22 protein-coding genes and 3 tRNA genes are annotated in these 24,803 nt (G+C 68.2%); 20 read left to right on the top strand and 5 right to left on the bottom strand.

The window, feature by feature from the left end:
• Positions 1-2 precede the first annotated feature (2 nt).
• The 3 genes from metG (at position 3) to L0M17_RS07865 (ending at position 3,953) form a co-directional block, all read left to right on the top strand.
• Positions 3-1,562 (top strand): methionine--tRNA ligase, encoded by a 1,560-nt coding sequence (gene metG, locus L0M17_RS07855; protein WP_241053372.1) that lies wholly within the window; start codon positions 3-5, stop codon positions 1,560-1,562.
• Between the two features lie 116 nt (positions 1,563-1,678).
• Positions 1,679-2,731 carry a 3-isopropylmalate dehydrogenase gene (locus tag L0M17_RS07860; protein ID WP_255731788.1) on the top strand — a complete coding sequence of 351 codons (1,053 nt, stop codon included), beginning with the start codon at positions 1,679-1,681 and terminating at the stop codon, positions 2,729-2,731.
• Positions 2,732-2,840: 109 nt separating this feature from the next.
• Positions 2,841-3,953 (top strand): branched-chain amino acid aminotransferase, encoded by a 1,113-nt coding sequence (locus tag L0M17_RS07865; protein ID WP_241053373.1) that lies wholly within the window; start codon positions 2,841-2,843, stop codon positions 3,951-3,953.
• Positions 3,954-4,122: 169 nt separating this feature from the next.
• On the opposite strand, the gene L0M17_RS07870 is transcribed toward L0M17_RS07865, so the two are convergent.
• Positions 4,123-4,917 carry an alpha/beta fold hydrolase gene (locus L0M17_RS07870; RefSeq protein ID WP_241053374.1) on the bottom strand — a complete coding sequence of 265 codons (795 nt, stop codon included), beginning with the start codon at positions 4,915-4,917 and terminating at the stop codon, positions 4,123-4,125.
• Positions 4,918-5,026: 109 nt separating this feature from the next.
• On the opposite strand from L0M17_RS07870, the gene L0M17_RS22530 reads away from it, so the two are divergent.
• From L0M17_RS22530 to L0M17_RS07910, 7 genes are all read left to right on the top strand, one after another.
• Complete coding sequence (locus L0M17_RS22530; protein ID WP_290427280.1) at positions 5,027-6,553, top strand: HD domain-containing phosphohydrolase; 1,527 nt, start codon at positions 5,027-5,029, stop codon at positions 6,551-6,553.
• A gap of 30 nt (positions 6,554-6,583) precedes the next feature.
• Positions 6,584-7,372, top strand: coding sequence for a fumarylacetoacetate hydrolase family protein (locus L0M17_RS07885; RefSeq protein WP_241053376.1), 789 nt, complete (start codon positions 6,584-6,586; stop codon positions 7,370-7,372).
• A gap of 62 nt (positions 7,373-7,434) precedes the next feature.
• Complete coding sequence (gltX, locus tag L0M17_RS07890; RefSeq protein ID WP_241053379.1) at positions 7,435-8,958, top strand: glutamate--tRNA ligase; 1,524 nt, start codon at positions 7,435-7,437, stop codon at positions 8,956-8,958.
• Positions 8,951-9,787, top strand: a complete 837-nt coding sequence (locus L0M17_RS07895) for an HAD family hydrolase (RefSeq protein WP_241053381.1) — start codon at positions 8,951-8,953, stop codon at positions 9,785-9,787. The genes gltX and L0M17_RS07895 overlap by 8 nt, the downstream gene beginning before the upstream one ends.
• 71 nt (positions 9,788-9,858) lie before the next feature.
• Positions 9,859-9,930, top strand: a tRNA-Gln gene (locus tag L0M17_RS07900).
• 52 nt (positions 9,931-9,982) lie between these two features.
• Positions 9,983-10,055, top strand: a tRNA-Glu gene (locus L0M17_RS07905).
• 86 nt (positions 10,056-10,141) lie between these two features.
• Positions 10,142-10,214 (top strand) — tRNA-Glu (locus L0M17_RS07910).
• Between the two features lie 126 nt (positions 10,215-10,340).
• On the opposite strand, the gene L0M17_RS07915 is transcribed toward L0M17_RS07910, so the two are convergent.
• Together L0M17_RS07915 and L0M17_RS07920 are read right to left on the bottom strand one after the other, a co-directional pair.
• Complete coding sequence (locus tag L0M17_RS07915) at positions 10,341-10,880, bottom strand: DUF1697 domain-containing protein (RefSeq protein ID WP_241053383.1); 540 nt, start codon at positions 10,878-10,880, stop codon at positions 10,341-10,343.
• Between the two features lie 43 nt (positions 10,881-10,923).
• Positions 10,924-11,643, bottom strand: a complete 720-nt coding sequence (locus L0M17_RS07920) for an IclR family transcriptional regulator (RefSeq protein WP_043127887.1) — start codon at positions 11,641-11,643, stop codon at positions 10,924-10,926.
• Between the two features lie 122 nt (positions 11,644-11,765).
• Between L0M17_RS07920 and leuC the strand changes: the two genes are divergently transcribed.
• The 6 genes from leuC (at position 11,766) to L0M17_RS07950 (ending at position 18,330) form a co-directional block, all read left to right on the top strand.
• Positions 11,766-13,208, top strand: coding sequence for a 3-isopropylmalate dehydratase large subunit (gene leuC / locus L0M17_RS07925; protein ID WP_241053385.1), 1,443 nt, complete (start codon positions 11,766-11,768; stop codon positions 13,206-13,208).
• A 61-nt stretch (positions 13,209-13,269) separates the two neighbouring features.
• Positions 13,270-13,869, top strand: a complete 600-nt coding sequence (gene leuD, locus L0M17_RS07930) for a 3-isopropylmalate dehydratase small subunit (protein ID WP_241053386.1) — start codon at positions 13,270-13,272, stop codon at positions 13,867-13,869.
• A gap of 133 nt (positions 13,870-14,002) precedes the next feature.
• A complete protein-coding gene (murA, locus tag L0M17_RS07935; protein ID WP_241053387.1) occupies positions 14,003-15,331 on the top strand; it encodes a UDP-N-acetylglucosamine 1-carboxyvinyltransferase in 1,329 nt (442 codons plus the stop codon).
• Between the two features lie 23 nt (positions 15,332-15,354).
• Complete coding sequence (locus tag L0M17_RS07940) at positions 15,355-16,131, top strand: lysophospholipid acyltransferase family protein (protein ID WP_241053388.1); 777 nt, start codon at positions 15,355-15,357, stop codon at positions 16,129-16,131.
• Between the two features lie 53 nt (positions 16,132-16,184).
• Positions 16,185-17,201 carry an NAD(P)H-dependent glycerol-3-phosphate dehydrogenase gene (locus tag L0M17_RS07945; RefSeq protein WP_241056359.1) on the top strand — a complete coding sequence of 339 codons (1,017 nt, stop codon included), beginning with the start codon at positions 16,185-16,187 and terminating at the stop codon, positions 17,199-17,201.
• A 1-nt stretch (position 17,202) separates the two neighbouring features.
• Positions 17,203-18,330 carry a D-alanine--D-alanine ligase family protein gene (locus tag L0M17_RS07950; RefSeq protein ID WP_241053389.1) on the top strand — a complete coding sequence of 376 codons (1,128 nt, stop codon included), beginning with the start codon at positions 17,203-17,205 and terminating at the stop codon, positions 18,328-18,330.
• A gap of 51 nt (positions 18,331-18,381) precedes the next feature.
• On the opposite strand, the gene L0M17_RS07955 is transcribed toward L0M17_RS07950, so the two are convergent.
• Complete coding sequence (locus L0M17_RS07955) at positions 18,382-19,002, bottom strand: DUF3515 family protein (RefSeq protein ID WP_241053390.1); 621 nt, start codon at positions 19,000-19,002, stop codon at positions 18,382-18,384.
• Between the two features lie 77 nt (positions 19,003-19,079).
• Here L0M17_RS07955 and L0M17_RS07960 point away from each other — a divergent pair, with 77 nt between their 5' ends.
• The 4 genes from L0M17_RS07960 to rsmD all read left to right on the top strand — a co-directional run bounded on the left by L0M17_RS07960 (position 19,080) and on the right by rsmD (position 23,996).
• Positions 19,080-20,096 carry a thiamine-phosphate kinase gene (locus L0M17_RS07960; RefSeq protein WP_241053391.1) on the top strand — a complete coding sequence of 339 codons (1,017 nt, stop codon included), beginning with the start codon at positions 19,080-19,082 and terminating at the stop codon, positions 20,094-20,096.
• A gap of 34 nt (positions 20,097-20,130) precedes the next feature.
• Positions 20,131-21,078 (top strand): DAK2 domain-containing protein, encoded by a 948-nt coding sequence (locus tag L0M17_RS07965; RefSeq protein ID WP_241056360.1) that lies wholly within the window; start codon positions 20,131-20,133, stop codon positions 21,076-21,078.
• Positions 21,079-21,083: 5 nt separating this feature from the next.
• The gene (locus L0M17_RS07970; protein ID WP_241053393.1) at positions 21,084-23,330 is read left to right on the top strand and encodes an ATP-dependent DNA helicase RecG; all 2,247 of its coding nucleotides are present in this window, start codon (positions 21,084-21,086) and stop codon (positions 23,328-23,330) included.
• Positions 23,331-23,405: 75 nt separating this feature from the next.
• The gene (rsmD, locus tag L0M17_RS07975) at positions 23,406-23,996 is read left to right on the top strand and encodes a 16S rRNA (guanine(966)-N(2))-methyltransferase RsmD (RefSeq protein WP_241053394.1); all 591 of its coding nucleotides are present in this window, start codon (positions 23,406-23,408) and stop codon (positions 23,994-23,996) included.
• 33 nt (positions 23,997-24,029) lie between these two features.
• Here the strand turns inward: rsmD and L0M17_RS07980 are convergent, their stop codons facing one another.
• Positions 24,030-24,800: a spermidine synthase gene (locus L0M17_RS07980; RefSeq protein ID WP_241053395.1), complete on the bottom strand. Its 771-nt coding sequence runs from the start codon at positions 24,798-24,800 to the stop codon at positions 24,030-24,032.
• Between the last annotated feature and the right edge of the window lie 3 nt (positions 24,801-24,803).

Genomic DNA, 24,803 nt, shown 5'->3' on the forward strand with positions numbered 1-24,803 from the left:
GGGTGACGTCCGCATCCGGGAAGACCCCTTACTACATCACCACCGCCATCACGTATCCGAACGGCGAGCCGCACATCGGCCACGCGTACGAGTACATCGCCGCCGATGCGATGGCGCGCTTCAAGCGGCTGGACGGATACGACGTCTTCTTCATGACGGGCACGGATGAGCACGGCCTGAAGATCGCCCAGTCTGCACAGAAGGCAGGCATCACACCCAAGGAGTTCGTCGACCGCAACGCGGAGCTCTACAAGGAGACCCACGCTGCCCTGGGTGTGAGCTACGACCGCTTCATCCGCACCACAGATCAGGAGCACTACGCGTCAGCGCAGGCGATCTGGAAGCGGATGGAGGAGAACGGGGACATCTACCTCGACAAGTACGAGGGCTGGTATTCGGTGCGCGACGAGGCGTACTACACCGAGGACGAGACCGTCGTCCGCGACGGCGTGCGGTACACGAAGGAGACAGACACCGAGGTCACATGGACGGCCGAGGAGAGCTACTTCTTCCGCCTCTCCGCGTACCAGGAGAAGCTGCTCGCGCTCTACGAGGCCGAGCCCGAGTTCGGCGCGCCGCAGTACCGCTTCAACGAGGTGATCTCGTTCGTGAAGCGCGGCCTCGAGGACCTCTCGATCTCGCGGACCACCTTCGACTGGGGCATCCCCGTCCCCGACGCGCCCGGCCACGTCATGTACGTGTGGGTCGACGCCCTCACCAACTACCTCACCGGCGTCGGCTTCCCGGACGTCGACTCCGAGTCGTTCCGGAGGTACTGGCCCGCGAACGTGCATGTGATCGGCAAGGACATCTCGCGCTTCCACGCCGTCTACTGGCCGGCATTCCTCATGAGCGCCGGCATCGAGGTGCCCAAGCGTGTGATGATCCACGGCTTCCTGCAGAACAACGGCGTCAAGATGTCCAAGTCGCTCGGCAACGTCGTGGCGCCGCGGGATTTCATCAGCCAATACGGGCTCGATCAGGTGCGCTACTTCCTGCTCCGTGAAGTGCCGTTCGGCGCGGACGGGAGCTACAACCACGATGCGATCGTCGGCCGCATGAACGCCGACCTCGCGAACAACCTCGGCAACCTCGCGCAGCGCTCGCTCTCGATGGTCGCGAAGAACCTCGACGGCGTCGTACCGGAGCCGGGGGAACTCACGGAGGCCGACCGCGCTCTGCTCGACGCCGCGGGGAGCCTGCTTGATGCTGCGCGCGCAGCGTTCGAGAAGCAGGAGTTCAGCCGCGCCCTCGAAGCGATCTGGGGAGTGCTCGGGGACACCAACGCGTACTTTGCCGAGCAGGCCCCCTGGGTGCTGCGCAAGACGGATCCGGCGCGCATGGCCACGGTCCTCTACGTGACGCTCGAGGTCCTGCGCATTGTCTCGATCCTCGTCCAGCCGGTCATGCCGGCGTCGGCGGGGCAACTGCTCGACGTTCTCGGCCAGGGCGAGGGGGATTCGCGGCAGTTCGCAGCGCTCTCCACTCGGATCGCACCCGGTACGCGACTGCCCGCGCCGGCCCCCATCTTCCCGAAGTACGAGGAGCCGGCGCAGCAGTAGGGCCCTCTACTCGATCGCTAGCCCCGGGCCGCCTTCTGAGCCTCCTCGGTGAGGACAGCGTCTTGTTATCTGAGACGAGTTGTTCAAGATGTGGATGCCCTTCCTACCGTGGGATCATGACGCAGACTCTCGACCTAGCAGTGATCCCCGGCGACGGCATCGGTCCCGAGGTAACCGCGGAGGCCCTCAAGGTCCTCCACCGGGCCCTCGAAGGGACGGACGTCGAGGTCAAGGAGACGCATTACAGCCTTGGCGCCCAGCACTGGCTCTCCACGGGGGAGACCCTTCCGGCCGACGTCCTCGACGACATCCGTGGTCGCGACGCGATCCTCTTCGGTGCCATCGGTGCCGCCCCGGGCGACACGAGGATCCCCTCTGGGCTCATCGAGCGTGAGCTGCTCCTGAAGCTGCGCTTCACGCTCGACCACTGCGTCAACCTCCGCCCGTCGCGCCTCTACACGGGGGTCGGAAGCCCGCTGGCCGCTCCTGGCAAGATCGACTTCGTCGTGGTGCGTGAGGGCACTGAGGGGCCCTATGTGGGCAACGGCGGCTCGATGCGCACCGGCACGCCCCATGAGATCGCGACGGAGGTGTCGGTCAACACTGCCTACGGCGTCGAGCGGGTGGTTCGGGACGCGTTCCGCCGCGCGTCCTTGCGCGCCCGCAAGAAGGTCACCCTCGTGCACAAGCACAACGTCCTCGTTCACGCGGGCCACCTGTGGAAGCGGACCGTGGAGGCCGTGGCAGCAGAGTTCCCCGAGGTCCAGCACGACTACCTGCACGTCGATGCAGCCACGATCTTCCTCGTGACCGATCCGGCGCGCTTCGACGTCATCGTCACGGACAACCTCTTCGGCGACATCCTCACCGACCTCGCGGGAGCGGTCACGGGCGGCATCGGTCTGGCGGCATCCGGGAACATCAACCTCGATGGCACGGCGCCCTCGATGTTCGAGCCCGTCCACGGCTCCGCCCCTGACATCGCAGGGCAGAAGAAGGCGGATCCGACGGCCGCGATCCTCTCGGCCGCGCTCCTGCTCGATCATGTGGGCCAGGGCGAGGCCGCGGCGCGGATCGAGGGCGCCGTGCGGGCCGATGTCGAGTCCCGGACAGCGGGGGAGCAGCGCTCGACGACGGAGATCGGCGACGCGATTGCCGCCCAAGTCTGAGGCGTAAGCTGTAGACACTGACAGCCCCGAGGCCCTGATCTCGCCGGGCACGCGCCGGGGGATGGACGCGCCAAGCGGGGACCAAGGCGCAGGATGATGTGGAGGAACCATGACTCAGAACGCCGTCGGCGTCGACTTCGCGCAGCGGCTCACCGAGAACCCGACGACCGCTGAAAGGCGTGCCGCGATCCTCGAGGATCCGGGTTTCGGCAACTACTTCACCGATCACACCGCAGTGATCGACTGGAGCATCGACGCCGAGGGCCGGGGCGGGTGGCACCAGGCGCGGATCGAGCCGTATGGGCCGATCGCCATGGATCCGGCCGCCGCCGTCCTGCATTACGGTCAGGAGATCTTCGAGGGGCTCAAGGCCTACCGCCATGCCGACGGGAGCGTCTGGACGTTTCGCGCCGAGGCCAACGCCCACCGGTTCAATCGCTCTGCCAAGCGCCTGGCGCTGCCCGAGCTTCCACCGGAGCTGTTCGTCGAGTCCCTGCGCCAGCTTGTCTCCGTGGACAAGGAATGGGTGCCCAGCGGCGAGGGTGAGGCCCTCTACCTGCGCCCGTTCATGATCGCGACCGAGGCCTTCCTCGGGGTTCGGCCGGCACGCGAAGTCTCGTACCGTGTTATCGCCTCGCCAGCCGGAAACTATTTCGGCGGCGCGCTCAAGCCCGTCTCGATCTGGCTGTCGGAGCACTTTGCCCGCGCGGGGCATGGCGGCACCGGCGAGGCGAAGTGCGGTGGAAACTACGCGGCGTCGCTCGCGGCACAGCTCGAGGCCGAGGCCAACGGCTGCAAGCAGGTGCTCTTCCTCGACCCCTTCAACGACAACGCCGTTGAAGAGCTCGGTGGGATGAACATCTTCTTCGTGTTCACGGACGGTCGACTGGTCACTCCTGCGCTCAACGGCAACATCCTGCACGGCGTGACGCGCGACTCGGTCCTCCAACTCGCGGCGGACCGCGGTCTCACCGTCGAGGAGCGGAAGATCACGATCGACGAGTGGCGCGCGTCTGTCGCGGACGGAACGCTCGCAGAGGTGTTCGCGTGCGGCACCGCCGCCGTCATCACGCCGATCGGCGAGCTCAAGACCGCTGACGGTTCCCTCGTCTCGCCCGACGCTGGCCCGGAGTCAGTAGCGATGAGCATCCGAGAGCAGCTCCTCGGCATCCAGACCGGGACGGTCGAGGACCTCCACGGCTGGCTCACCCGGCTCGCCTGAGCACAGGCTGCATGCGTAGCGCAGGCTGCACGTTCGGCGCAGGCTACACCTTGAGCCAGGCCGCGCCTTGAGAACGCACGACGGCGCGTTCCCGGCATACGCTGGGGACGCGCCGTCGTCGTCCGCACCGCCCTTCAGGTCACGCCTTGGCGGGTCGCGCCGTGGCACGTCACGCCGTGGCCGCGGCAGCCCTGTCTGCATCTGCCCAGAGCCGGCGGAGCGAAGCGGCGAGTCGCTCGGGTTCCACACGGTGCGGTGGGTCGAAGTGGTGGCGTTCGGCGAAGACCTCAAGCCGGAAGTCCGGGAATACCGTCGAGAGCCTCTCGGCGATCTCGCCGTAGTCGTCCGGGTTCGAGAGGCCGCCCAGCGCGAAGTAGACCGGCTGGGTGAAGCGGGCTAGTGCTTCTCGGTCGAGATCGTAGGTTTGGAAGGTTCGGATGAACGCCCGGATACCGGCTGGCCTCAGTGCCATCCATGGTGGTTCCGAGCCTTTGGCGACGGGGAGGCCTGCGGTGACGCCGGGCCGGACTCCGAGTTTGACGAATTCGGCCATGAACTCGGCGGGCGGCAAGACGTCGAGGGCTCGGTACTTCTCCCACAGCGCCCGGTGCCGGTCGCTCCACCCCCAGTTGCCCGCCCACGCGGGCTCGAGCAAGGCAAGGCTTTCCAGGCGCGCGGGGTGCTTCGCTGCGAACGCCAGCGCCGATGCACCCCCTCCGGAATAGCCCACCAGGTTGAACGTTTCCCACCCATGCTCGTCGGCGGTGCGTAGGATCCCGGCGATCTCGGTGTCGAGGCTGTAGTCGGGGGGAGGCGTTGGCCACGAGTACACCTCGAGGTCCTTCGCAACTGCCTCAATGTTGTCGCCAAGGGACCCGAGCAGAGCCTCGTAGGCGGGTGCCGCCGGAAGGACGCTGCCGGGGAGGAGCATGACGCGGTGTCGGCTGTGCTGAGTCGTCTCCATATGTTCAGAATGAGGCCGCCGGAGTGATGGCGCATCGCGCGAACGCGCTATCTCAGGCAATTCAGGATCGGCACTATTCCGCGACACCTGCTCGGTCCATCATCGATGCATGACGCGCCCGCTGCGCCTCGCCGAATTCGTCGCGGCGCTGTCCCTCGCGACCGACCTCGGCATGGGACAGCCTCTCGAACAGGGCCTGAGAACGTGCCTCGTCGCCCTCGAACTGGCGGACGCAGCCGGTACAGACGAGGTCGCGGCCGAGACCTATTACACAGCCCTCCTCCGCTTCCTCGGATGCACGGCGGACGCCTTCGAGTCGGCCCAGCTAGCCGGCAATGACATTGCCCTGCGCTCCGCCATTGCTCCCGTCCTGGGTGCTCCTCCCGGCACCTTCCTCCGGGCAGTGATGCCGGCGCTTGGCGCGGGCCTCTCCGCAGCGCAGAAGGCTTCGCTTCGGGCGGCCTTTCTCGCCAGAGGCCCCGCCCGGTTGAGAGCGGGGGTGCGAGCACATTGCGAGGCTGCCGAGATGCTCGCCTCTCGGCTCGACCTGCCGCTCGGCGTCCGCTTTGCGATGGGCGCGGCCTTCGAACAGTGGGACGGACGCGGCTTCCCCAACGGCCTGAGGGGTGAGTCGATCCCACTCGCCGCTCGCGTGGTCGCCATCGCACGTGACGTCGAAGTGATCGCGCGGGTGGCCGGAGCTGAAGCTGTGAAGGCAACCCTGCTTGAGCGGGCCGGCAGGTCGTATGACCCGGGGCTCGCCGCCGTGGCGCTCGCCCAGCTCGAGCGCCTGCTGGAGGCCGCGCGCACGGACACGGCGTGGGAGACGGCTCTCCAGCGTGAACCGGCGCCGGTCGTCGAGATTCCGCTCGCGCGAGTGGAGGAGGTCCTCTCGGTCTTCGCCGACTTCGCCGATCTCAAGGAACCCCAGAGGGCAGGATTCTCGCGCGCGGTTGCCGCGCTCGCCGCCTCGGCCGTCCCGGAGTGCGCAGAGCGGTTGCGGCTGGCTGGCCTTGCCCAGGATCTCGGGCGGGTGTGCGTGCCCAGCAGCCCTGACCGGTGGCCCAGCAGCCATGACCGGCGGCTCGGCCCGCTCGTCGAGGAACGCCTCAGGCTGCATCCCTACTACAGCGAACGCATCCTGGTGCGTGTACCCGCGCTCGAACCGCTCGCGAGGCTCGCGGGCCTGCATCACGAACGCCTCGACGGATCGGGCTACTACCGAGGTGCGCTGGCCTCCGAGATCCCCTGGGAAGCGCGCGTCCTCGCGGCAGCCGACGCGTTCCAGGAGAACCTCGTCGGCGCTCGTGGCCTCCCTGTGGCCACCCTCCAGCAGGCGGCAGACGGTCTTGCCCGGCTCGCTCCTACGAAGCTGGACCCCGATGCTGTGGACGCCGTCTTGGCCGCCGCTGGCATCAGGGGGCATAGCCCGCGAGCCCATGCCGCAGGCCTTTCCGAGCGGGAAGTGGAGGTGCTGCGGCTCCTCTGCCGAGGTGCGACCAAGAAGGAGGTTGCCCTTGCTCTGACAATCTCGACGAGCACCGCTGACCATCACGTACGCCACATCTATGAGAAGACGGGAGTCTCCTCCCGGGCCGCCGTCACCCTCTTCGCGGTAGACCACGAACTCCTCTAACTCTCGGCGCCCCACGATAGGGTAGGGGCCATGCGTATTGCCCGTTTCGTCATTGATGGTGCCTCGGATTCGACCCCTCTGTACGGCGTCGTCCAAGGCGAGCCCGGCAGTGAACAGGTGGCGGTCATCAAAGGCGATCCGTTCTTCCAGGGCCTCACGCCGACGGGCCAGGTCCATCGCCTCGAGGACGTCCGCCTCGTGGCGCCGATCATCCCGCGCAGCAAGGTCGTGGGCATCGGGCGCAACTACGCGGACCACGCCAAGGAGCTCGGGAACGAACTGCCCACCGAGCCCGCCATGTTCCTTGTCGCCAACACCGCGGTCGTAGGCCCCGGAGACCCCGTGATCCTTCCGGAGTGGACCGAGGAGGTCTCCTACGAGGGCGAGCTGTGCGTGGTGATCGGCCGCATCTGCAAGGACGTGCCCGCCGAAAAGGCCGATGAAGTGATCTTCGGCTACACCGTGGGGAATGACTTCACGGCCCGGGACAAGCAGCGCTCCGACGTCCAGTGGGCGCGCGCAAAGTCCTTCGACACGTCCTCACCGCTCGGACCTTGGATCGAGACGGAACTCGACCCCGAGGACCTTTCCCTCGTGACGCGGCTCAACGGCAAGGTCGTCCAGGACGGCACGACGGCGGACATGGTCTTCGGCGTGCGCGAGCTCATCTCCGCCGTATCGCAAGCCTTCACGCTGCTTCCTGGTGATGTCATCATGACCGGTACGCCCGCCGGAGTCGGCCTCGTGACGGAGGGCGACCGCATCGAGGTCGAAATCGAGGGGATCGGGACCCTCTCCAATCCTGTCGTGCGCAGGTAGGGGCGGAGCGGACGACGGCGCGCGGGCGAGGCTGCGTGGCCGCGGCCTAGAATGGGGTCACTATGACTTCCTCCGCCGATACCGCCGTGCTCAACGCTGACGCCATCCCTTCCGTCACCCCCGATACTCCCGTCCGCGTTCGGTTCTGCCCCTCACCTACGGGCACACCGCACGTCGGCATGGTGCGCACAGCCCTTTTCAACTGGGCCTATGCCCGCCACACGGGGGGCACTTTCGTGTTCCGCATCGAGGACACGGACGCGCAGCGGGACTCGGAGGAGAGCTACCAGCAGATCGTCGAGGCGCTGCGGTGGCTCGGACTCACGTGGGACGAGGGAATCGACGTCGGCGGACCTCACGAGCCGTACCGGCAGTCCCGCCGGCTGGACCTGTACAAGGACGTCGCTGCGAAGCTCAAGGACGCAGGGTTCCTCTACGAGTCCTACTCGACTCCGGACGAGATCGAGGCGCGGCACCGCGCAGCGGGGCGTGACCCCAAGCTCGGTTACGACAACTCGGACAGGGACCTGACCGCCGAGCAGATCGCCGCTTTCCGGAACGAGGGTCGCGAGCCGGTCCTGCGGTTCCGGATGCCGGACGAGGATGTCGCCTTCGACGATCTCATCCGCGGCGAGATCCGCTTCAAGGCTGGAAGCGTTCCGGACTTCGTCGTCGTGCGCGCCGACGGCTCGCCCCTGTACACGCTCGTCAACCCGGTCGACGACGCGCTCATGGGGATCACCCACGTGCTCCGCGGGGAGGATCTCCTCTCCTCGACCCCACGCCAGGTCGCGCTTTACCACGCGCTGCACGCCGTCGGCGTCGCGTCCTACATGCCGCTCTTCGGCCATCTGCCGTATGTCATGGGCGAGGGAAACAAGAAGCTCTCGAAGCGCGATCCGCAGTCGAACCTCTTCCACCACCGAGACCGGGGCTTCATCCCAGAGGGCCTGCTGAACTACCTCGCGCTGCTCGGCTGGTCGCTCTCCGCGGACGAGGACATCTTCACCGTCGAGCAGCTCGTCGACAACTTCGACATCGTTGACGTGCTCCCGAATCCGGCGCGCTTCGATCAGAAGAAGGCCGAGGCGATCAACGGCACCCACGTTCGGCTCCTGGAGGCCGCAGACTTCCGTGACCGGCTCGTGCCGTACCTCCGCTCTGCGGGCATCGTCGGCGAGACGCTCTCGGAGCGTGAGGAGCAGATTCTCACCGAGGGTGCCCCGCTCATCCAGGAGCGGATCACCCTGCTCGGCGAGGCGCCCGGGATGCTCGGCTTCCTGTTCGCGGAGGACGCCTCGATCACTGTCGAGGACGACGCGCGGAAGGGACTCCCGGGGAATCTCGCCGAAGTCCTCGACGCAGCGATTGCGGCCCTCGAGCCCCTCACGCAGTGGACGGCCGAGGCGATCCAAGACGCCCTGCGCACGGCCCTCGTGGATGGACTCGGCATCAAGCCGCGCCTCGCGTTCGGACCGGTTCGCGTCGCAGTTTCGGGCCGGAGGGTCTCCCCGCCGCTGTTCGAGTCGATGGTGATCCTCGGGAAGGATTCCTCGCTCGCGAGGCTCAGGGCCTTCCGTGGCTGACGGCGCACAGGGCTCTTCGGCGCCGGGCTCGTTGGTGCAGGGCTCATTGAACCTGGGCGGCGACCAACGGGTCGAGGGCGTCCTCCTCGACATTGACGAGACGCTTGTCGATCTCGAGGGTGCGATGCATCGTGCGTTGCGCGAGGTAACTGCAGCCTACGTCGAGCTCGACGAGGCGGGCTGGACTCAGTTCTGCCAGACTTTCACCCGGGGTTCGGAGGACATCTACGAGCAGTACGTCGCCGGCGAGATCACCTTTGCCGAGCAGCGGGTCCTGCGCGCTGAGCGGTGCCTCGCCAACGCCGGGACGGAGTTCCCCGACACGGAGGCCGCTGCGTCCTGGCTCAGCGCCTATGAGGCGGCGCAGCCGGCCTACGTGCGCCCGTTCGACGACGTCGCACCCCTCCTCGACGCGCTCGACGCAGCGGGCGTGCCCTATGGCGCGGTGAGCAACAACGTGCACGACTACCAGCGCGCGAAGCTCGACCACGCCGGGCTCCAGAGGGTCGAGGTCCTCGTGGGGATCGACGCCGTCGGCGCGGCGAAGCCGCACCCGGCAATCTTCCACGAGGGCCTGCGCCTCCTCGGTACGAGCGCTCGGGGCACCGTCTACGTGGGCGACAACCCTCATCACGACGTCGTCGGCGCCGAGGGCGCGGGGTTGCGGGGCATTTGGCTGAACCGTTCGGGCAAGGAGCTCCCAGAGGACCTGGCGGCGCACGTGCGCGTGCAGGTAGGGAGCCTTGAGGAGGTGCCTGCCCTCCTCGGGCTGAGGGGCGGCGATCGCAGCGAGGCGATTTGGCACCGGGGTGCCGATCTTGTAAAGTAATTACTCGTGCTGAGGGGCACAGAGCGCATCGGATCAGACGGTTCGAGACGCTCGCAGCCCGGAAGACACCTTGGGATATGGTGTAATTGGCAACACTACGGTTTCTGGTACCGTCATTCTAGGTTCGAGTCCTGGTATCCCAGCTCCTGATGCCCCGCGAGTGAGCGGCGGGTCTGACGGTCAGGTAAAGTACACGGCCCCATCGTATAGCGGCCTAGTACGCCGCCCTCTCACGGCGGTAACGCGGGTTCGAATCCCGCTGGGGTCACGAAGGTCCGAGGGATTTCCCGCCGGACCTTTCTTCAAGCCTTTGTGCGGCGGCTGTAACGGCTTTTGTTCAAGGGTGCAGTGCTCGGCCCCATCGTATAGCGGCCTAGTACGCCGCCCTCTCACGGCGGTAACGCGGGTTCGAATCCCGCTGGGGTCACTGCAGAGAACGCCCCCGATCCTGATGGATCGGGGGCGTTCTGTTTCCTTCCCCGGTCTTCCCAGTGTTCCCAGTTTTCCCGGTTTTCCCAGCCTTCGTCCCGGGAGGGTCGGCAAGCCGCGCAGGCTACTGGCCGAGCCTCTGCGCTGCGGCCTGGACCTTGAGCATGGTGCGGAGGTTTCGGGTTGTCGTGGTGGCTTTGAATTTGGACTTCGCGGTGGCCTTCGACATCGTGCTGTCGAGCGTTCCGCCGACCGGGGCGAGCCAAGCGGTGGCTGTAGGGGAGAGGCGCACATGCTCGGTGCCGGCTCTTTCGGCCAGGTCCCACAGCTCATCCAGCACAGTAGAGTCCGTCGCGAGCGTCACGTAGGTGTGGGTTGATGCGTCGTCGGGAGGGAAGGGGCACGTGCTCACCATGGCGTCGAGGTCATCAGCCGGGATGACAATCACCCAAGCGTCATAGCCGAACCGGGCGCGGAGTGCGTCCTGGATGGCTTCCTTGAGCTCGTCCGCCGAGAGGCTTGAACGGAGGACGGCGTTGCCGCTCGCGAGCAAGGTCGAGACATCCGTCACCGGGAGCTGCACGAGCGTCGCCTTGACCTCCGCCATCTTGAGGTTGATCCCGCCCACGTTGACGCCTCTCAGGAAGACGGCGTAAGCGGTCATGGGGCCTCCTTGGCGAGGTCTGGGTCCGTTCGAGCTGTGTCTCTCAGTCGTTGCCCTTGCGCAACGCCTCCGTGAGGAGGCGGGCAGCGCTGCAGACGACCTCAGCATGCTGACGGCCCGGCTGGCGAGTCAAGCGCTCGATCGGCCCCGAAATGGAGACGGCAGCGATGACGCGACCGGACGGTCCTCGGACGGGTGCGGACACCGAGGCGACGCCGGGCTCACGTTCGCCGAGCGACTGTGCCCAGCCCCGCCGTCGTACGCCCGCCAGAACGGTGGGGGTGAAGCGTGCGTTGTTGAGCCCCTCGAGGAGCCTGTCGTGATCCTCCCAAGCGACGAGGATCTGGGCGGCCGAGCCGGCCTTCATCGTCAGCTGGGTGCCGACGGGGATCGTGTCGCGAAGACCCACCGGGCGCTCTGCCGAGGCCACGCACACACGCCAGTCGCCCTGACGCCGGAAGATCTGCGCGCTTTCACCGGTGGCGTCGCGGAGCTGGACGAGGATCGGGCCCGCCGCGGCGATGAGGCGGTCCTCGCCAGCGGCCGAGGCAAGTTCGACGAGGCGGGAACCGAGCACAAAGCGGCCTTGGATGTCGCGGGCCACGAGGCGGTGATGGACGAGCGCGAGCGCGAGCCGGTGAACGGTAGGGCGGGCCAGGCCCGTTGCGGAAACAAGCTGGGCCAGAGTTGTGGGTCCTGCTTCAAGGGCATCGAGCACCATCGCGGCCTTGTCGATCACGCCGACGCCACTAGAATTGTCCATAGCTTGATATTGCTGTCTCAACATCTGAGATGCAAGTCGGCGGACTAGCCCGATCGCCGGCGTCCTGCTGCACTGGTATAGAGGCGCTTGACGGCGCGGAAGAGAACCGAAGGGAGCTGGCCATGGGACGCACTCTGGCCGAGAAGGTCTGGGACGCGCACGTCGTGCGCAAAGGCGAGGCTGGCCAGCCCGACCTTCTCTACATCGACCTGCACCTCGTGCACGAGGTGACCTCTCCGCAGGCATTCGAGGGGCTCCGCCTCGCGGGCCGTCAGCTCCGCCGCCCCGACCTGACGATCGCGACCGAGGACCACAACACCCCGACCCTCGACATCGACAAGCCGATCGCTGACCCGACGAGCCGGACCCAGATCGAGACCCTGCGGGCCAACTGCCAGGAATTCGGGGTCCGTCTGCATCCCCTCGGGGACAAGGAGCAGGGCATCGTGCACGTTGTCGGGCCGCAGCTCGGCCTCACCCAGCCCGGCCTGACCATCGTCTGCGGCGATTCGCACACCTCCACCCACGGCGCGTTCGGTGCTCTCGCGATGGGGATCGGCACCTCCGAGGTCGAGCACGTCATGGCCACCCAGACGCTGCCGCTCAAGCCGTTCAAGACGATGGCGATCACGGTCGAGGGAAAGCTCAAGCCGGGCGTGAGCTCGAAGGACATCATCCTCGCCGTGATCGCGAAGATCGGCACGGGCGGCGGCCAGGGCTATGTGCTCGAGTACCGCGGCTCCGCAATCCGTGCGCTGTCCATGGAAGCGCGCATGACGATCTGCAACATGTCGATCGAGGCGGGCGCCCGCGCCGGCATGGTCGCCCCGGACGAGACGACGTATGAGTTCATGAAGGGCCGCCCGCACGCCCCGCAGGGCGCGGAGTGGGACGCGGCGGTCGAGTACTGGAACACCCTGCACACCGACGAGGACGCGGTCTTCGACGCCGAGGTCTTCCTCGACGCCGACGAACTCGAGCCCTTCGTCACGTGGGGAACGAACCCGGGCCAGGGCGTCTCCCTCTCCCAGTCCGTCCCCGACCCGGATTCGTTCGCCGACGAGAACGCGAAGGCCGCCGCGCGCCGCGCCCTGACGTACATGGACCTCGTTCCCGGCACGCCGATGAAGGAGGTCCGCGTCGACACCGTCTTCTTGGGGTCCTGCACGAACTCCCGGCTTGAGGATCTGCGGGCTGCGGCCGATATCATCCGAGGGCGGCAGAAGGACCCGAACGTCCGCATGCTCGTCGTCCCCGGCTCAGCACGTGTGCGCCTCGAGGCCGAGGCTGAGGGACTGGACCAGGTCTTCAAGGACTTCGGTGCGGAATGGCGCTTCGCCGGCTGCTCGATGTGCCTGGGGATGAACCCGGACCAGCTCGCCCCCGGTGAGCGCTGCGCGTCGACGTCCAACCGCAATTTCGAGGGCCGCCAGGGCAAGGGCGGACGCACCCACCTCGTCTCGCCCGTCGTCGCCGCCGCCACCGCGATCCGCGGGACCCTCTCCTCGCCGTCGGACCTCGAAGCGGTGCCCGCTGCCGCCGCCACGAGCGGCGTCTCCGCCTGAGCCCCCGATACTGACCCCGCCCCTTCGGGGCCGATGACCTTTTCGAGACAGGAAGCCCGCCATGGAGAAGTTCACCTCCCACACCGGGATCGGCGTCCCGCTGCGCCAGAGCAACGTCGACACCGACCAGATCATCCCGGCCGTGTTCCTCAAGCGCATCACGCGAACCGGCTTCGAGGACGCCCTGTTCTCGTCCTGGCGCAAGGACGAGTCGTTCATCCTCAACCAGGAGCCCTTCAAGCAGGGCTCCGTGCTCGTCGCCGGGCCGGACTTCGGCACCGGCTCCTCCCGCGAGCACGCGGTCTGGGCGCTCAAGGACTACGGCTTCCGCGTCGTGCTCTCCTCGCGTTTCGCGGACATCTTCCGCGGCAACTCGGGCAAGCAGGGCCTCCTCGCCGCGGTTGTGGCGCAGGACGACATCGAACTGATCTGGAAGGAGCTCGAGAACCACCCGGGCACGCAGATCACCGTGGACCTCGAGTCCAAGACGGTCACGTGCGGCAATCTGGTAGCGCCGCTCGAGATCGACGACTACACCCGGTGGCGTCTCCTCGAAGGCCTCGACGACATCGGGCTGACCCTCCAGCACGAGGACGAGATCTCGGCGTACGAGGCCGGGCGCCCCTCCTTCAAGCCCACCACCCTCCCCGCCCGCAGCTGAAGGTGGGGCGTGCCGCCCCGGCCGGGCGGCACGCGCGGGGGCGGTGTTTCGCGGGCCGACTGGCGAGCTTCTATGCTTAGCAGGGTCCACGGCCGAGCCGTGAGGCCAGGCGAGCAGTGAGGAAGCAAGATCTATGAGCAGTGTCCTGACCATCCGCGGCGGCGTGCCGCTTTCGGGACGGGTCACCGTCCGGGGAGCCAAGAACCTCGTGCCGAAGGCCATGGTCGCGTCGCTGCTCGGAGACGAGCCGTCGGTGCTCCGGAATGTCCCGGACATCAAGGACGTCGACGTGGTGCGGAACCTTCTCCGGCTCCACGGAGTCGAGATCGAGCAGGACGCCGCGACGGGGGACCTCACGCTTGACCCTTCGAACGCTCGGACCGCCCATGTGGCCGACATTGACGCCCATGCGGGCGACTCGAGAATCCCCATCCTCTTCTGCGGTCCGCTCATCCACGCCATTGGGGAGGCATTCATTCCGGATCTCGGCGGATGCCGCATCGGCGACCGCCCGATCGACTACCATCTGGGCGTCCTCCGGCAGTTCGGGGCGGTCGTGGACAAGCGTCCGGGCGGTATCAGCATCTCCGCGCCGAAGGGTCTCAAAGGCGCCAAGATCTCCCTTCCGTACCCGAGCGTCGGGGCGACCGAGCAGGTCCTGCTGAGCGCGACGAAGGCCGAGGGGATCACCGAGCTCACGGGCGCGGCGACCGAGCCTGAGATCGTGGATCTCATCGCCGTGCTCCAGAAGATGGGTGCGCTCATCTCGATTCAGTCGGACCGGACTATCCGGATCGAGGGTGTCCGGTCGCTGGGCGGTTTCACCCACACAGCGCTTCCTGACCGCAACGAGGCGGCGTCCTGGGCGTCGGCCGCGCTCGTGACGAAGGGCGACATCTTCGTCCAAGGCGCGCTCCAGCGGGACATGATGACCTTCCTCAACACGTTCAGGAAGCTCGGCGGCGGCCTCGAGATCAGGGACGAGGGGATCCGCTTCTACCACCGGGGAGGGAAGCTCACGCCGCTCGTCCTGGAAACCGATGTGCATCCCGGCTTCATGACCGACTGGCAGCAGCCTCTCCTCGTTGCGCTCACCCAGGCCGAAGGTGTCTCGATCGTCCACGAGACGGTGTACGAGAATCGGTTCGGCTTCACCGAGGCGCTGCGGCGGATGGACGCGACGATCCAAGTCCACCGAGAGTGCCTCGGGAGCGTCCCTTGCCGCTTCGGGCAGCGGAACTTCCTGCATTCCGCCGTTGTTTCCGGGCCCGCAAGCCTGCATGGCGCCGACTTCAACGTGCCGGACCTGCGGGGCGGATTCAGCCACCTCATCGCTGCTTTGGCAGCTCAGGGCACGTCCCGGGCGACGGGCGTGGATGTCATCAGGCGCGGCTACGAGCACTTCACGGAGAAGCTCGAATCGCTCGGCGCGGACTTTGACTTCTCGGAGGGTGCTGCGTGAGCCGAAGGGCGGTCTCAGAGACCATGAGCGAGCGCGTCGCTTTCGCGTTCGCGGGTGCAGTGGTCCGGCCGATCATGAACGCGATCATGGGCAGGACCTGGCTCCACACCGAGCGGCTCCCAGAGGGCGGCTTCATCGCGTGCCCCAACCACTGCACCGAGATCGATCCGCTCGTCGTCGGGCATATGCTCTACAACCAAGGCAGGCCGCCGCACTTCCTCGCGAAGGCCGGGCTCTTCAAGCCGCCGGTGCTCAAGCAGGTCATGCAGGGCTCGAAGCAGATACCTGTCGATCGCAGCGGCGCCGGTGCTGGAAAGTCGCTCGAGGTCGCGCGTGAGGTGCTCGACGAGGGCGGCGCCATCCTCATCTACCCGGAGGGCACGCTCACCCGCGACCCTGACCTCTGGCCTATGAAGGGCCATACGGGTGCCGCTCGGCTCGCGCTCAAGACCGGGGCGCCCGTCGTCCCGATCGCTCACTGGGGGGCTCAGGAAGTATTCCCGCGCTACGCCAAGCGCGTCTACGTCTGGCCTCGCAAGCGTGTGCGAGTGATCGTGGGAGAACCCGTCGACCTGAGCGAGTTCGAGGGACGCCCGCTCGACAAGTCGACGCTCGTCGCGGCGACGGACAAGATCATGGCCGCGATCACGGCTCTTCTGGCGGAACTTCGCGGGGAAGAGCCGCCTGCGCAGCGGTGGGACCCCTCGGCGCACCAGCAGAGCCTGCACGGGCGCGACGTCGATCGCGGGACTCCCCGGACGCGGGACGCCGCAGCGAACGACGGCGGGATCCCCGCGTGAGCGCTGGACTCGCCGACGGCGAAGCGTCGCCAGCGGACGAGGCCGCCGAGGACATCACCGACGTCGCGGTCTTCGGCGCCGGGAGCTGGGGAACGACTTTTGCGAAGGTCCTCGCCGACGCGGCCGCGGCGCACGGGGTTCAGCGCAGCATCCGGGTTTGGGGACGGAACCCGGAGACTATCGCGGACATCAACCGCCGCCGAAACGGTCGCTATCTCGGCGACATCGAACTGCCCGAAGGCATCAGCGCGACGACGGACCCTTCCGCGGCCCTCAGAGGGGCGCAGCTCGTCGTCTTCGCAGTCCCCGCCCAGTCGCTTCGGGCGCAGCTCGAGCAGTGGCGTGGCCTCATTCCCGCCAATGCCGTCGTGATGTCCCTCATGAAGGGACTCGAGGTCGGAACGGATCTGCGCATGACGGAGGTGATCGCCGAGGTCACCGGGATCTCCCCGGATCGCATCGCAGTGCTCTCGGGACCGAACCTCGCGATGGAGATCGCCCGCAGGGAGCCCACCGCCTCGGTGGTCGCATGCGCCGACGAGCAACTTGCCCGCCGCATCGCGCAGGTGTGCACGGCCCCGTACTTCCGCCCCTACACGTCGAACGACGTGGTGGGCGCGGAGATCGGGGGCATCGTCAAGAACGTGATCGCGCTGTGCGTCGGCATCTGCGAGGGCAAGGGCATGGGCGACAATACGAAGGCCTCCGTCATGACGCGAGGCCTCGCCGAGACGACCCGTCTCGCCGTCGCCCTCGGCGCGGACCCCCACACGCTCGCCGGGCTTGCCGGGCTCGGCGACCTCGTGGCGACGTGCGCGTCCAAGCTCTCGCGCAACCACACGGCCGGGACCCTCCTCGGCCAAGGCTTCAGCGTCGATGAACTAGGGAGTCACATGACCCAGATCGCCGAGGGCATCAAGTCCGCCCCTGCCGTGCGCGAACTCGCCCGGCGCGTCGGCGTCGAGATGCCCATCACCGAAGCCGTCGTCGGCGTTCTGGCCGGCCGCGTCGACGTAGACCAGCTCGAGTCGCTCCTGCTTGCGCGGGAGCTCAAATCGGAAGGCGAATAGCGTGCTCAACCCAAGCCACGGCCGGAAGATCCGCGTCGCACTCCTGTTCGGTGGTCGCTCGAGCGAGCACGCCGTCAGCTGTGTGACGGCCGCAGGCGTCATGAACGCTATCGACCAGGACAAGTACGAGGTCGTGCCCGTCGGGATTGCGAAAGACGGCCAATGGGTCCTCTCCAACGGAGAGTGGCAGCAGTGGGCGCTCAACGCGGGAGAGTTGCCCGAGGTCCGTTCCGGCTCGGAGACCGTGCGCCTAGGCGGTGGCCCGGGCCGGGCCGGACTCGTCGTCAATCGCCCCAACGAGGTACCTCGCGAACTGGGCGATGTCGATGTCGTCTTTCCCCTCCTGCATGGAGCCTTCGGCGAGGACGGGACCGTCCAGGGCCTCCTCGAACTCGCCGACGTCCGCTACGTGGGAGCGGGCGTGCTCGCCTCCGCGGTGGGAATGGACAAGCACTACATGAAGGTGGCCTTCGAAGCCGCCGGGCTCAAGGTCGGGCCCTATGTCGCGGTCACGGACAAGGAATGGCGGCGCGACCCGCAGTCCGTACGCGACGCCGTGGAACGGCTGGGCTATCCCGTGTTCGTCAAGCCGTGCCGCGCCGGCTCGTCGGTCGGCATCAGCCGGGTCGAGCGGGCAGAGGATCTCGAGGCGGCGATCGCTGAAGCACGGCGTCACGACCTGCGCATCGTCATCGAGGCCTCGATCACAGGCCGCGAGATCGAGTGCGGGGTCCTCGAAGGGCGCGGAAGCGACGCGCCTCGGACCTCCCTGCCGGGAGAGATTGTCGTGCAGGGCGGCGCGCACACCTTCTACGACTTCGAGGCGAAGTACGTCGAGGACAATGCAGCGTCCCTGAGCTGCCCTGCAGACCTGCCCGCCGACGTGATTGCCGCGGTGCGCGAACAGGCAGCCCGCGCCTTCGATGCGGTCTCGGCCGAGGGGCTCAGCCGGGTGGACTTCTTCTACACCCCGGACGGCGAGCTCGTGATCAACGAGATCAACACCATGCCCGGATTCACTCCCATCAGCATGTACCCGCAGATGTGGGCGGCCACCGGGCTTTCCTACCACGACCTCATCGACGAGCTCATCCAGCTCGCCTTGGATCGGCCCACCGGCCTGCGCTGAGCGCCGCCAAGCTTCCTTGAGACTGGCCGGGAGGGCCGGGTCAGCCCTGGGTCATCCGCCTTGGGGGAGCTGGGCGACCTCGGACTCTCCCACGCACTTCTTGGTCTGGGGGACCTTCGCCACGGCTGAGGCGACGGTCGCGAGGACGGTCGCGGAGCTGATCTTCGAGGTGTCGATGACGAGCTCGGTCGCCGGTGTGCGGCCGAACGTCGTCAGGAGGTAGGTGTCGTTCGGGCCCTCGGTCGCGTCGCCGGACGGCGTGGGCCCGGTTCCGGCGGACGCTGACGCGGAGGGCGCCGGCGAAGCCGCGGACGACGACGGCGTCGGGGAAGCGCTCGCCGTCGTCAGGTCCTTGATCACCCAGTCGACGCCGTTGACGGTGACGCAACGATCCGTCGTCGGCCCCGGGGCCGGGACGCCGCAGCGGAGGATGACCGCTGATGGGTCGCCCCACGCTGCAGTCGCCTGGCTCGTCGTCGTGCGCAAGGCGGCGTCACCGAGCGTGTCTGGCATCGCGATCATCTCCGGGGCGCACGCGGGGTCCGCGGCGTCGGGAGCGGGATCGACCGAGACCGCCGCGCTGCAGGCCGAAAGCGAGGCGCCGAGCACGAGGGCAGAGGTGAGCGCCGCGGCGCGCACGAGGACTGCTGCGCGGCGACGGCTGCGGGGCATGATTCTCCTTACGAGTGTCTTGTGGGGGCGTGTCTCGCAGGGACGAGGCGTCCATTCAAGACTACTAGGCTGGGATCGTGCGCACGTCCCCGCTGCCTCTGACCGTCGGCGACCTCAGCGAAGGCGAACTCCTCGACCGGATCCTCCCGCGCCTCGCCGCTGGCCCGTCGGCTCTGCTCGGACCCGGGGACGACGCCGCGGTGCTCGCGGCGCCCGATGGGCGCGTCGTCGTGAGCACGGACACCCAGACCCAGAACGCTGACTTCCGGCTCGAGTGGCCGAACGGCTACGCGCACACGGGCTACGACGTCGGGTGGAAGTCGGCGGCCCAGAATCTCAGCGACATCAACGCGATGGGTGCCATCGCCACGGGGATCGTGGTGAGTCTCACCCTTCCGCGGGCCACCCCGGTCGGCTGGGTCGAGGACCTCGCGCACGGTCTCCTGGACGCAGTCCGGGGCCTGGGGGCGAGCCGATGCGCCCTCGCCGGGGGCGACCTCGGTCGCGGCGACGAGCTCTCGATCACCGCAACAGTTCTGGGAAGCCTCGAGGGGCGCCAGCCAGTCCTGCGGAGCGGGGCGCGGGCGGGGGACCGGCTCGCCGTCGCCGGCTCGCTCGGTTGCGCGGCGGCCGGGCTCGCGCTGCTCGAACATGGACCCGCCTACGAGGGCTTGGAACCGGCGCTGAGGAAGCTGGTGGCCCTCCAGTGCAGACCGGTTCCACCGCTCGACGCCGGTCCTGCTGCCGCCTCATCAGGGGCAAGCGCGCTCATGGACCTCTCCGACGGGCTCCTTCGCGACGGTCTGAGGCTCGCCATGGCCAGCGGCGTGCGCCTGGACCTGGACGCGGACGTCCTCGCCCTCCACGCGCACGCGCTGAGGCGAGCGGGGGAGACGCTGGGCGCCGACCCACTCGAATGGGTCCTGGGCGGCGGTGAGGACCACGGACTCCTCGCGGCTTTCCCCGCCGACGCACAGCTCCCGCACGGCTTTGCTGCGGTAGGCTCGGTGCTGCCTGCCGACGGTGGAGAGCCTGGAGTGTCCGTCGGGGGAAAGCCGGCGGTGACGAGGGGATGGGACCACTTTGCCAAGTAGAAACGCCGCGAAGACGGCGTCGAACGCTGCGGCGATGCGCCGTTGGCTCGGCATGGCGGAGACAGTGCTTGCGAATCACAGCGACCGGCTCAACGCGATCAACATCTTCCCCGTGCCGGACGGTGACACGGGCACGAATCTCTACCTGACGGCGCGCGCTGCCGCGCAGGCAGCCGCGGCGGTGGACAGCCAGGATCTCGGCGTCGTCGTGGGCACCGCCGGGCAGGCGGCCATGGAGGAAGCCCGCGGCAATTCGGGAACCCTGTTTGCCGTCTTCCTCGATGCGTTTGCCGTACCGCTAGTCGGCCAGTCGCGCCTGAGCGGTCCACTGCTCGCCGAGTCCCTCCACCGTTGCCGCATCCGGGCCTGGTCCGCCCTGAGCGAGCCCGTCGAGGGCACCATGCTCTCGGTCCTCGCGGCGGCCGCTGACGCTGCGGCGAGCGCCTCGGAGACCGCCGAGGCGGGCGAGGCCCCGCACAGCAACGCGATCCTGATCCGCACGATCGACGCCGTGGTGGACGCGGCCCTCGGCGCCGTCGTCGAGACGGAGGGCCAGCTGCCGACGCTGCACGATGCGCGCGTCGTCGATGCAGGGGGTGTCGGCCTCCTTCTTGTGCTCGGAGCCCTCCGTGCAGCTGTGATCGGCGAGGGCCTCGGCGATCAGATCTTCGACCGGCTGCACGGCTACGCGGTCCAGGACCCGCACATCCACGCCCAACAGCCTGCCGCCGAGGGCGTCGAACTGATGTGCACTATCACGCTGAGCCCCCTCGACGCGGCCGGGCTCCGCCATCGGCTCGACGAACTGGGCGAATCGGTCATCATGAGCCCCCTCGGGCCCCTCGACGAGGATTCCGGATGCGTGCGCTGGCGGGTCCACGTGCACGTCCTGGATCCGGAGGCCGCCCTTGCAGAGATCCGGAACGTGGGCGAGCCCGAGAAGATCGCCTTTACCGAGCTCCATTCTGATCACGCGCACTGACCACCATGTCCACTGACCGCAATACCCCTCTCAACCGGCTCATCGGAGCCCGGAGCGGAAAGAAATTCGCCGACCAGCTCGGCATCGTGACAGCGGGCGACCTGCTCGACCACTTCCCGCGCCGCTACCTCGCGCGCGGCGAACTCACGCCCATCCGCGAACTGCCGCTGGACGAGGACGTCACGCTCGTAGCCCAGGTCGTTTCGTCCTCCAACCGCCGCATGACGACGCGCAAGGGCAGCATCACCGAGGTCCTCGTGAGCGACCGTCCCGGCCAGACCCAGGGACCGAGCACCCTGTCCCTCACGTTCTTCAACGGCTATCAGGCAGCCAAGCAGCTCACCCGTGGTGTCATCGCGATGTTCTCGGGCAAGGTTGGGCTGTACCGCGGGAAGCTGCAGCTGACCAACCCGATCTACGAGCTGCTCGATCCGGATGAGTTCGACGCCGACGCCGCCGCCCGCCTCGCAGGCCGCCCGATCCCGGTCTATCCCGCGACAGCTTCCATTCCGAGCTGGACGATCGCGAAGGCCGTGGGCACCGTGCTCGGGCAGCTCGACCTCGACTCCCTTCCGGAGGCGCTTCCGCCGGACATCCGCTTGAAGTACCGCCTGCCGCGCGTGTCCGACGCGTACCGGATGATCCATGAGCCGGAGGACGACGGCGCGTGGCGGTCCGCGCAGCGACGCTTCCGTTACGAGGAGGCGCTCGTGCTCCAGGCGGCCCTCGCCCGTCGCAAGGCCCAGCACGCCGCGCTTCCGTCCCGCCCGAGCCCGGCGCGGCGCGGCGGCCTGCTCGAAACGTTCGACAGCCAGCTGCCGTTCGAGCTCACCACGGGCCAGCGAGAGGTCGGCGAGGTTCTCGAGCGGGAGCTCGCCGAGAACCACCCGATGAACCGGCTCCTCCAAGGAGAGGTCGGTTCGGGAAAGACGGTGGTTGCTCTGCGCGCGATGCTCCAAGTGGTCGACGACGGCGGGCAAGCCGCGCTTCTGGCCCCGACCGAAGTCCTCGCGGCCCAGCACTACGCGTCGATCCGCGCGACCCTCGGACCTCTCGTGCGCGACGGGCTGCTCGGCGGGTCGGGCGATGACGGGGTCGAGGTCGCGCTCCTGACCGGGTCGCAGTCGGCCGGGGAGAAGAAGAGGAGCCTCCTCGCGGCGGCGAGCGGCCAGGCCGGAATCGTCGTGGGGACCCATGCGCTCCTGTCCGAGCACGTCCAGTTCGCGGACCTCGGCCTCGTCGTCGTCGACGAGCAGCATCGGTTCGGGGTCGAACAGCGGGACGCGCTGCGCGCCAAGAGCCTCGCGACGCCCCATCTGCTCGTCATGACGGCCACGCCGATTCCGCGCACCGTTGCCATGACGGTCTTCGGCGACCTTGAGACCTCGGTCCTGCGCGAGCTCCCCGCGGGCCGCTCGCCCATCGCGACGCACACAGTGGGCCTCGTCGAGAACCCGGCGTGGGAGCGCCGCATCTGGCAGCGGGCAAGGGAAGAGGTCGACGCCGGGCGGCAGGTCTACGTGGTGTGCCCGACGATCGGCGCGGGCGGGGGCGACGAAGGCGATCTCGACGTCCTGGATCAGGCGACCTGGGGAGGTACGGCGCTCGCTGCGCCCCCGGCCCTCTCTCCTGAGGTCCAGCCAGCCTCCGTCGCAGAGGTCGCTGAGCAGCTCGGAACCGAACCCGCGCTAGAGGGCATCCGGATCGGCATCCTCCACGGACGGCTCGACACGGAGGCGAAGGCATCGGCGATGAGAGCCTTCGCGGCAGGGGAGACCGGGATCCTCGTCGCCACCACCGTCGTCGAGGTCGGCGTGGACGTGCCGAACGCGACCCTCATGGTCATTCTGGACGCGGACCGCTTCGGCATAGCCCAGCTGCACCAGCTCCGCGGGCGGGTCGGGAGAGGCGGTCACGCCGGCACGTGCCTCCTCGTCACACGCCTCGAACCCGGTCACCCGAGCCGCGAGCGGCTCGGCGCGGTCTCATCCAGCACGGACGGCTTCGAGCTGGCTCAGAAGGACCTCGAGTTCCGCCGCGAGGGCGATATCCTCGGCGCAAGCCAGTCCGGCCGGCGTTCCACACTGCGGCTCCTGCGGGTACTCCGCGACGGCGACGTCATCGCGAGCGCCCGAGAGGACGCCCTCGCCCTCGTGGCGGAGGATCCGGACCTGAACCAGCACGTCGAGCTCGCGGACGCGATCGAGGACTACCTCGGACCGGAGAAGGAGGTCTTCCTCGAACGTGGGTAGGGATATTCCGTGGGCAGTGGCCTGCCCCGGCGGGGCGAGGTCTTGCGGCTCGGGAGGGACGGGGAGGACGGTGCCATGAGCAGGATCATCTCGGGTATCGCGGGCGGCGTTCCGCTGGCCGCCGTGCCCGGTTCCGCGACACGCCCGACGACGGATCGCGTCAAGGAAGCGCTGTTCTCACGCCTCGACGCCCTCGGCATGCTCGCCCGAGCGAGAGTGCTCGATCTCTACGCGGGCTCGGGGGCGCTCGGAGTCGAGGCGGCGAGCCGGGGCGCATCCACCGTCGAGCTCGTCGAGTCCGAGGCCAAGGCCGCGCAGGTGTGCGAGCGGAACGCCCGGACGGTCAACGACGCCGTGAGCCGCCGTGCGGTCACCGTCCGCCGTTCGAAGGTGAACTCGTTCCTCGAACGCGTCCCGCCGGGCCCTCATTGGGACTTAGTCCTCATGGACCCGCCGTACCCGCTCGGGGAGGCGCAGTTGACCAACGTTCTCGACGCCGTCGCCGAGCGCCTTGCGCCAGACGGGCTCGTCGTCGTCGAACGCTCCGCACGCTCGCCCGAGCCCTCGTGGCCCGAGGGGCTGGTGCACTACGGGGAACGGAAATACGGAGAGACGCGGCTGTGGTTCGCCGAACCCGCCGCGAACGACGGGGGCGGCGCCAGCTGACTGTCCTCTGGTCCGCTGTGACAGGAGCCGTTCTCAAGTGACGAGGCCGTCCAGCTCGACGCCGCGCCTCACTGCGGTCGGATGCGGGCCCGCAGCGACGAGGGCCGGAGTCCACGCGGCCTCCCATTCATCCATGAGGCCTATGGCGACGACGTTTCCGGGGTAGCGCGCTTCGAACATCTCGGGTTCGCTCAGCGCCGCGACCTCCGCGAAGACGGAACGCATCGCGCCGAGCTGCGACCGGACGAGCGGGAGCGGGGGATCGTCGCCGATGTTCACAAGCATCGCGCCGCCCGGGGCGAGAAGTGCGGCCGCCTCGGCATAGAAGTCGCGGTGCGCAATGTGGGCCGGAGCCTCGGGGCCGGAGAAGATGTCGAGCACGACGGCGTCGAACGGCCCGCGCGAGGCAAGGTCACCGAGTTCCCAGCGCGCATCGCCGACCCGCGTTTCCAAGCGGGTCTCCGACGGCAGGGGGAGCTGCTCGAGGACGAAGTCGAGCAGCTCGCGTTCGAGTTCGACGGCGATCTGCGCGGACCCAGGGCGGGTCGCCTGGAGATAGCGCGCGAGGGTGAGCGCCCCCGCGCCGAGATGGAGCACCCGGAGCGGCTCGCCGGGAGGGGCGAGCAGGTCGAGCACGTTGGCCATCCGCCGCAGATACGCGTAGAAGACGCGTTCGGGGTGGGCGAGGTCGACGTGCGACTGCTCGGCGTCGCCGATCGAGAGGACGAATGCGCCTTCGACGAGATCGTCGGGGAAGATGCTCGCGTGGGTCCCGATACCGGCGAGGTACCGCGTTGTGCTCATTCG

It is taken from the genome of Sinomonas terrae (assembly GCF_022539255.1).
Lineage (GTDB): Bacteria > Actinomycetota > Actinomycetes > Actinomycetales > Micrococcaceae > Sinomonas > Sinomonas terrae.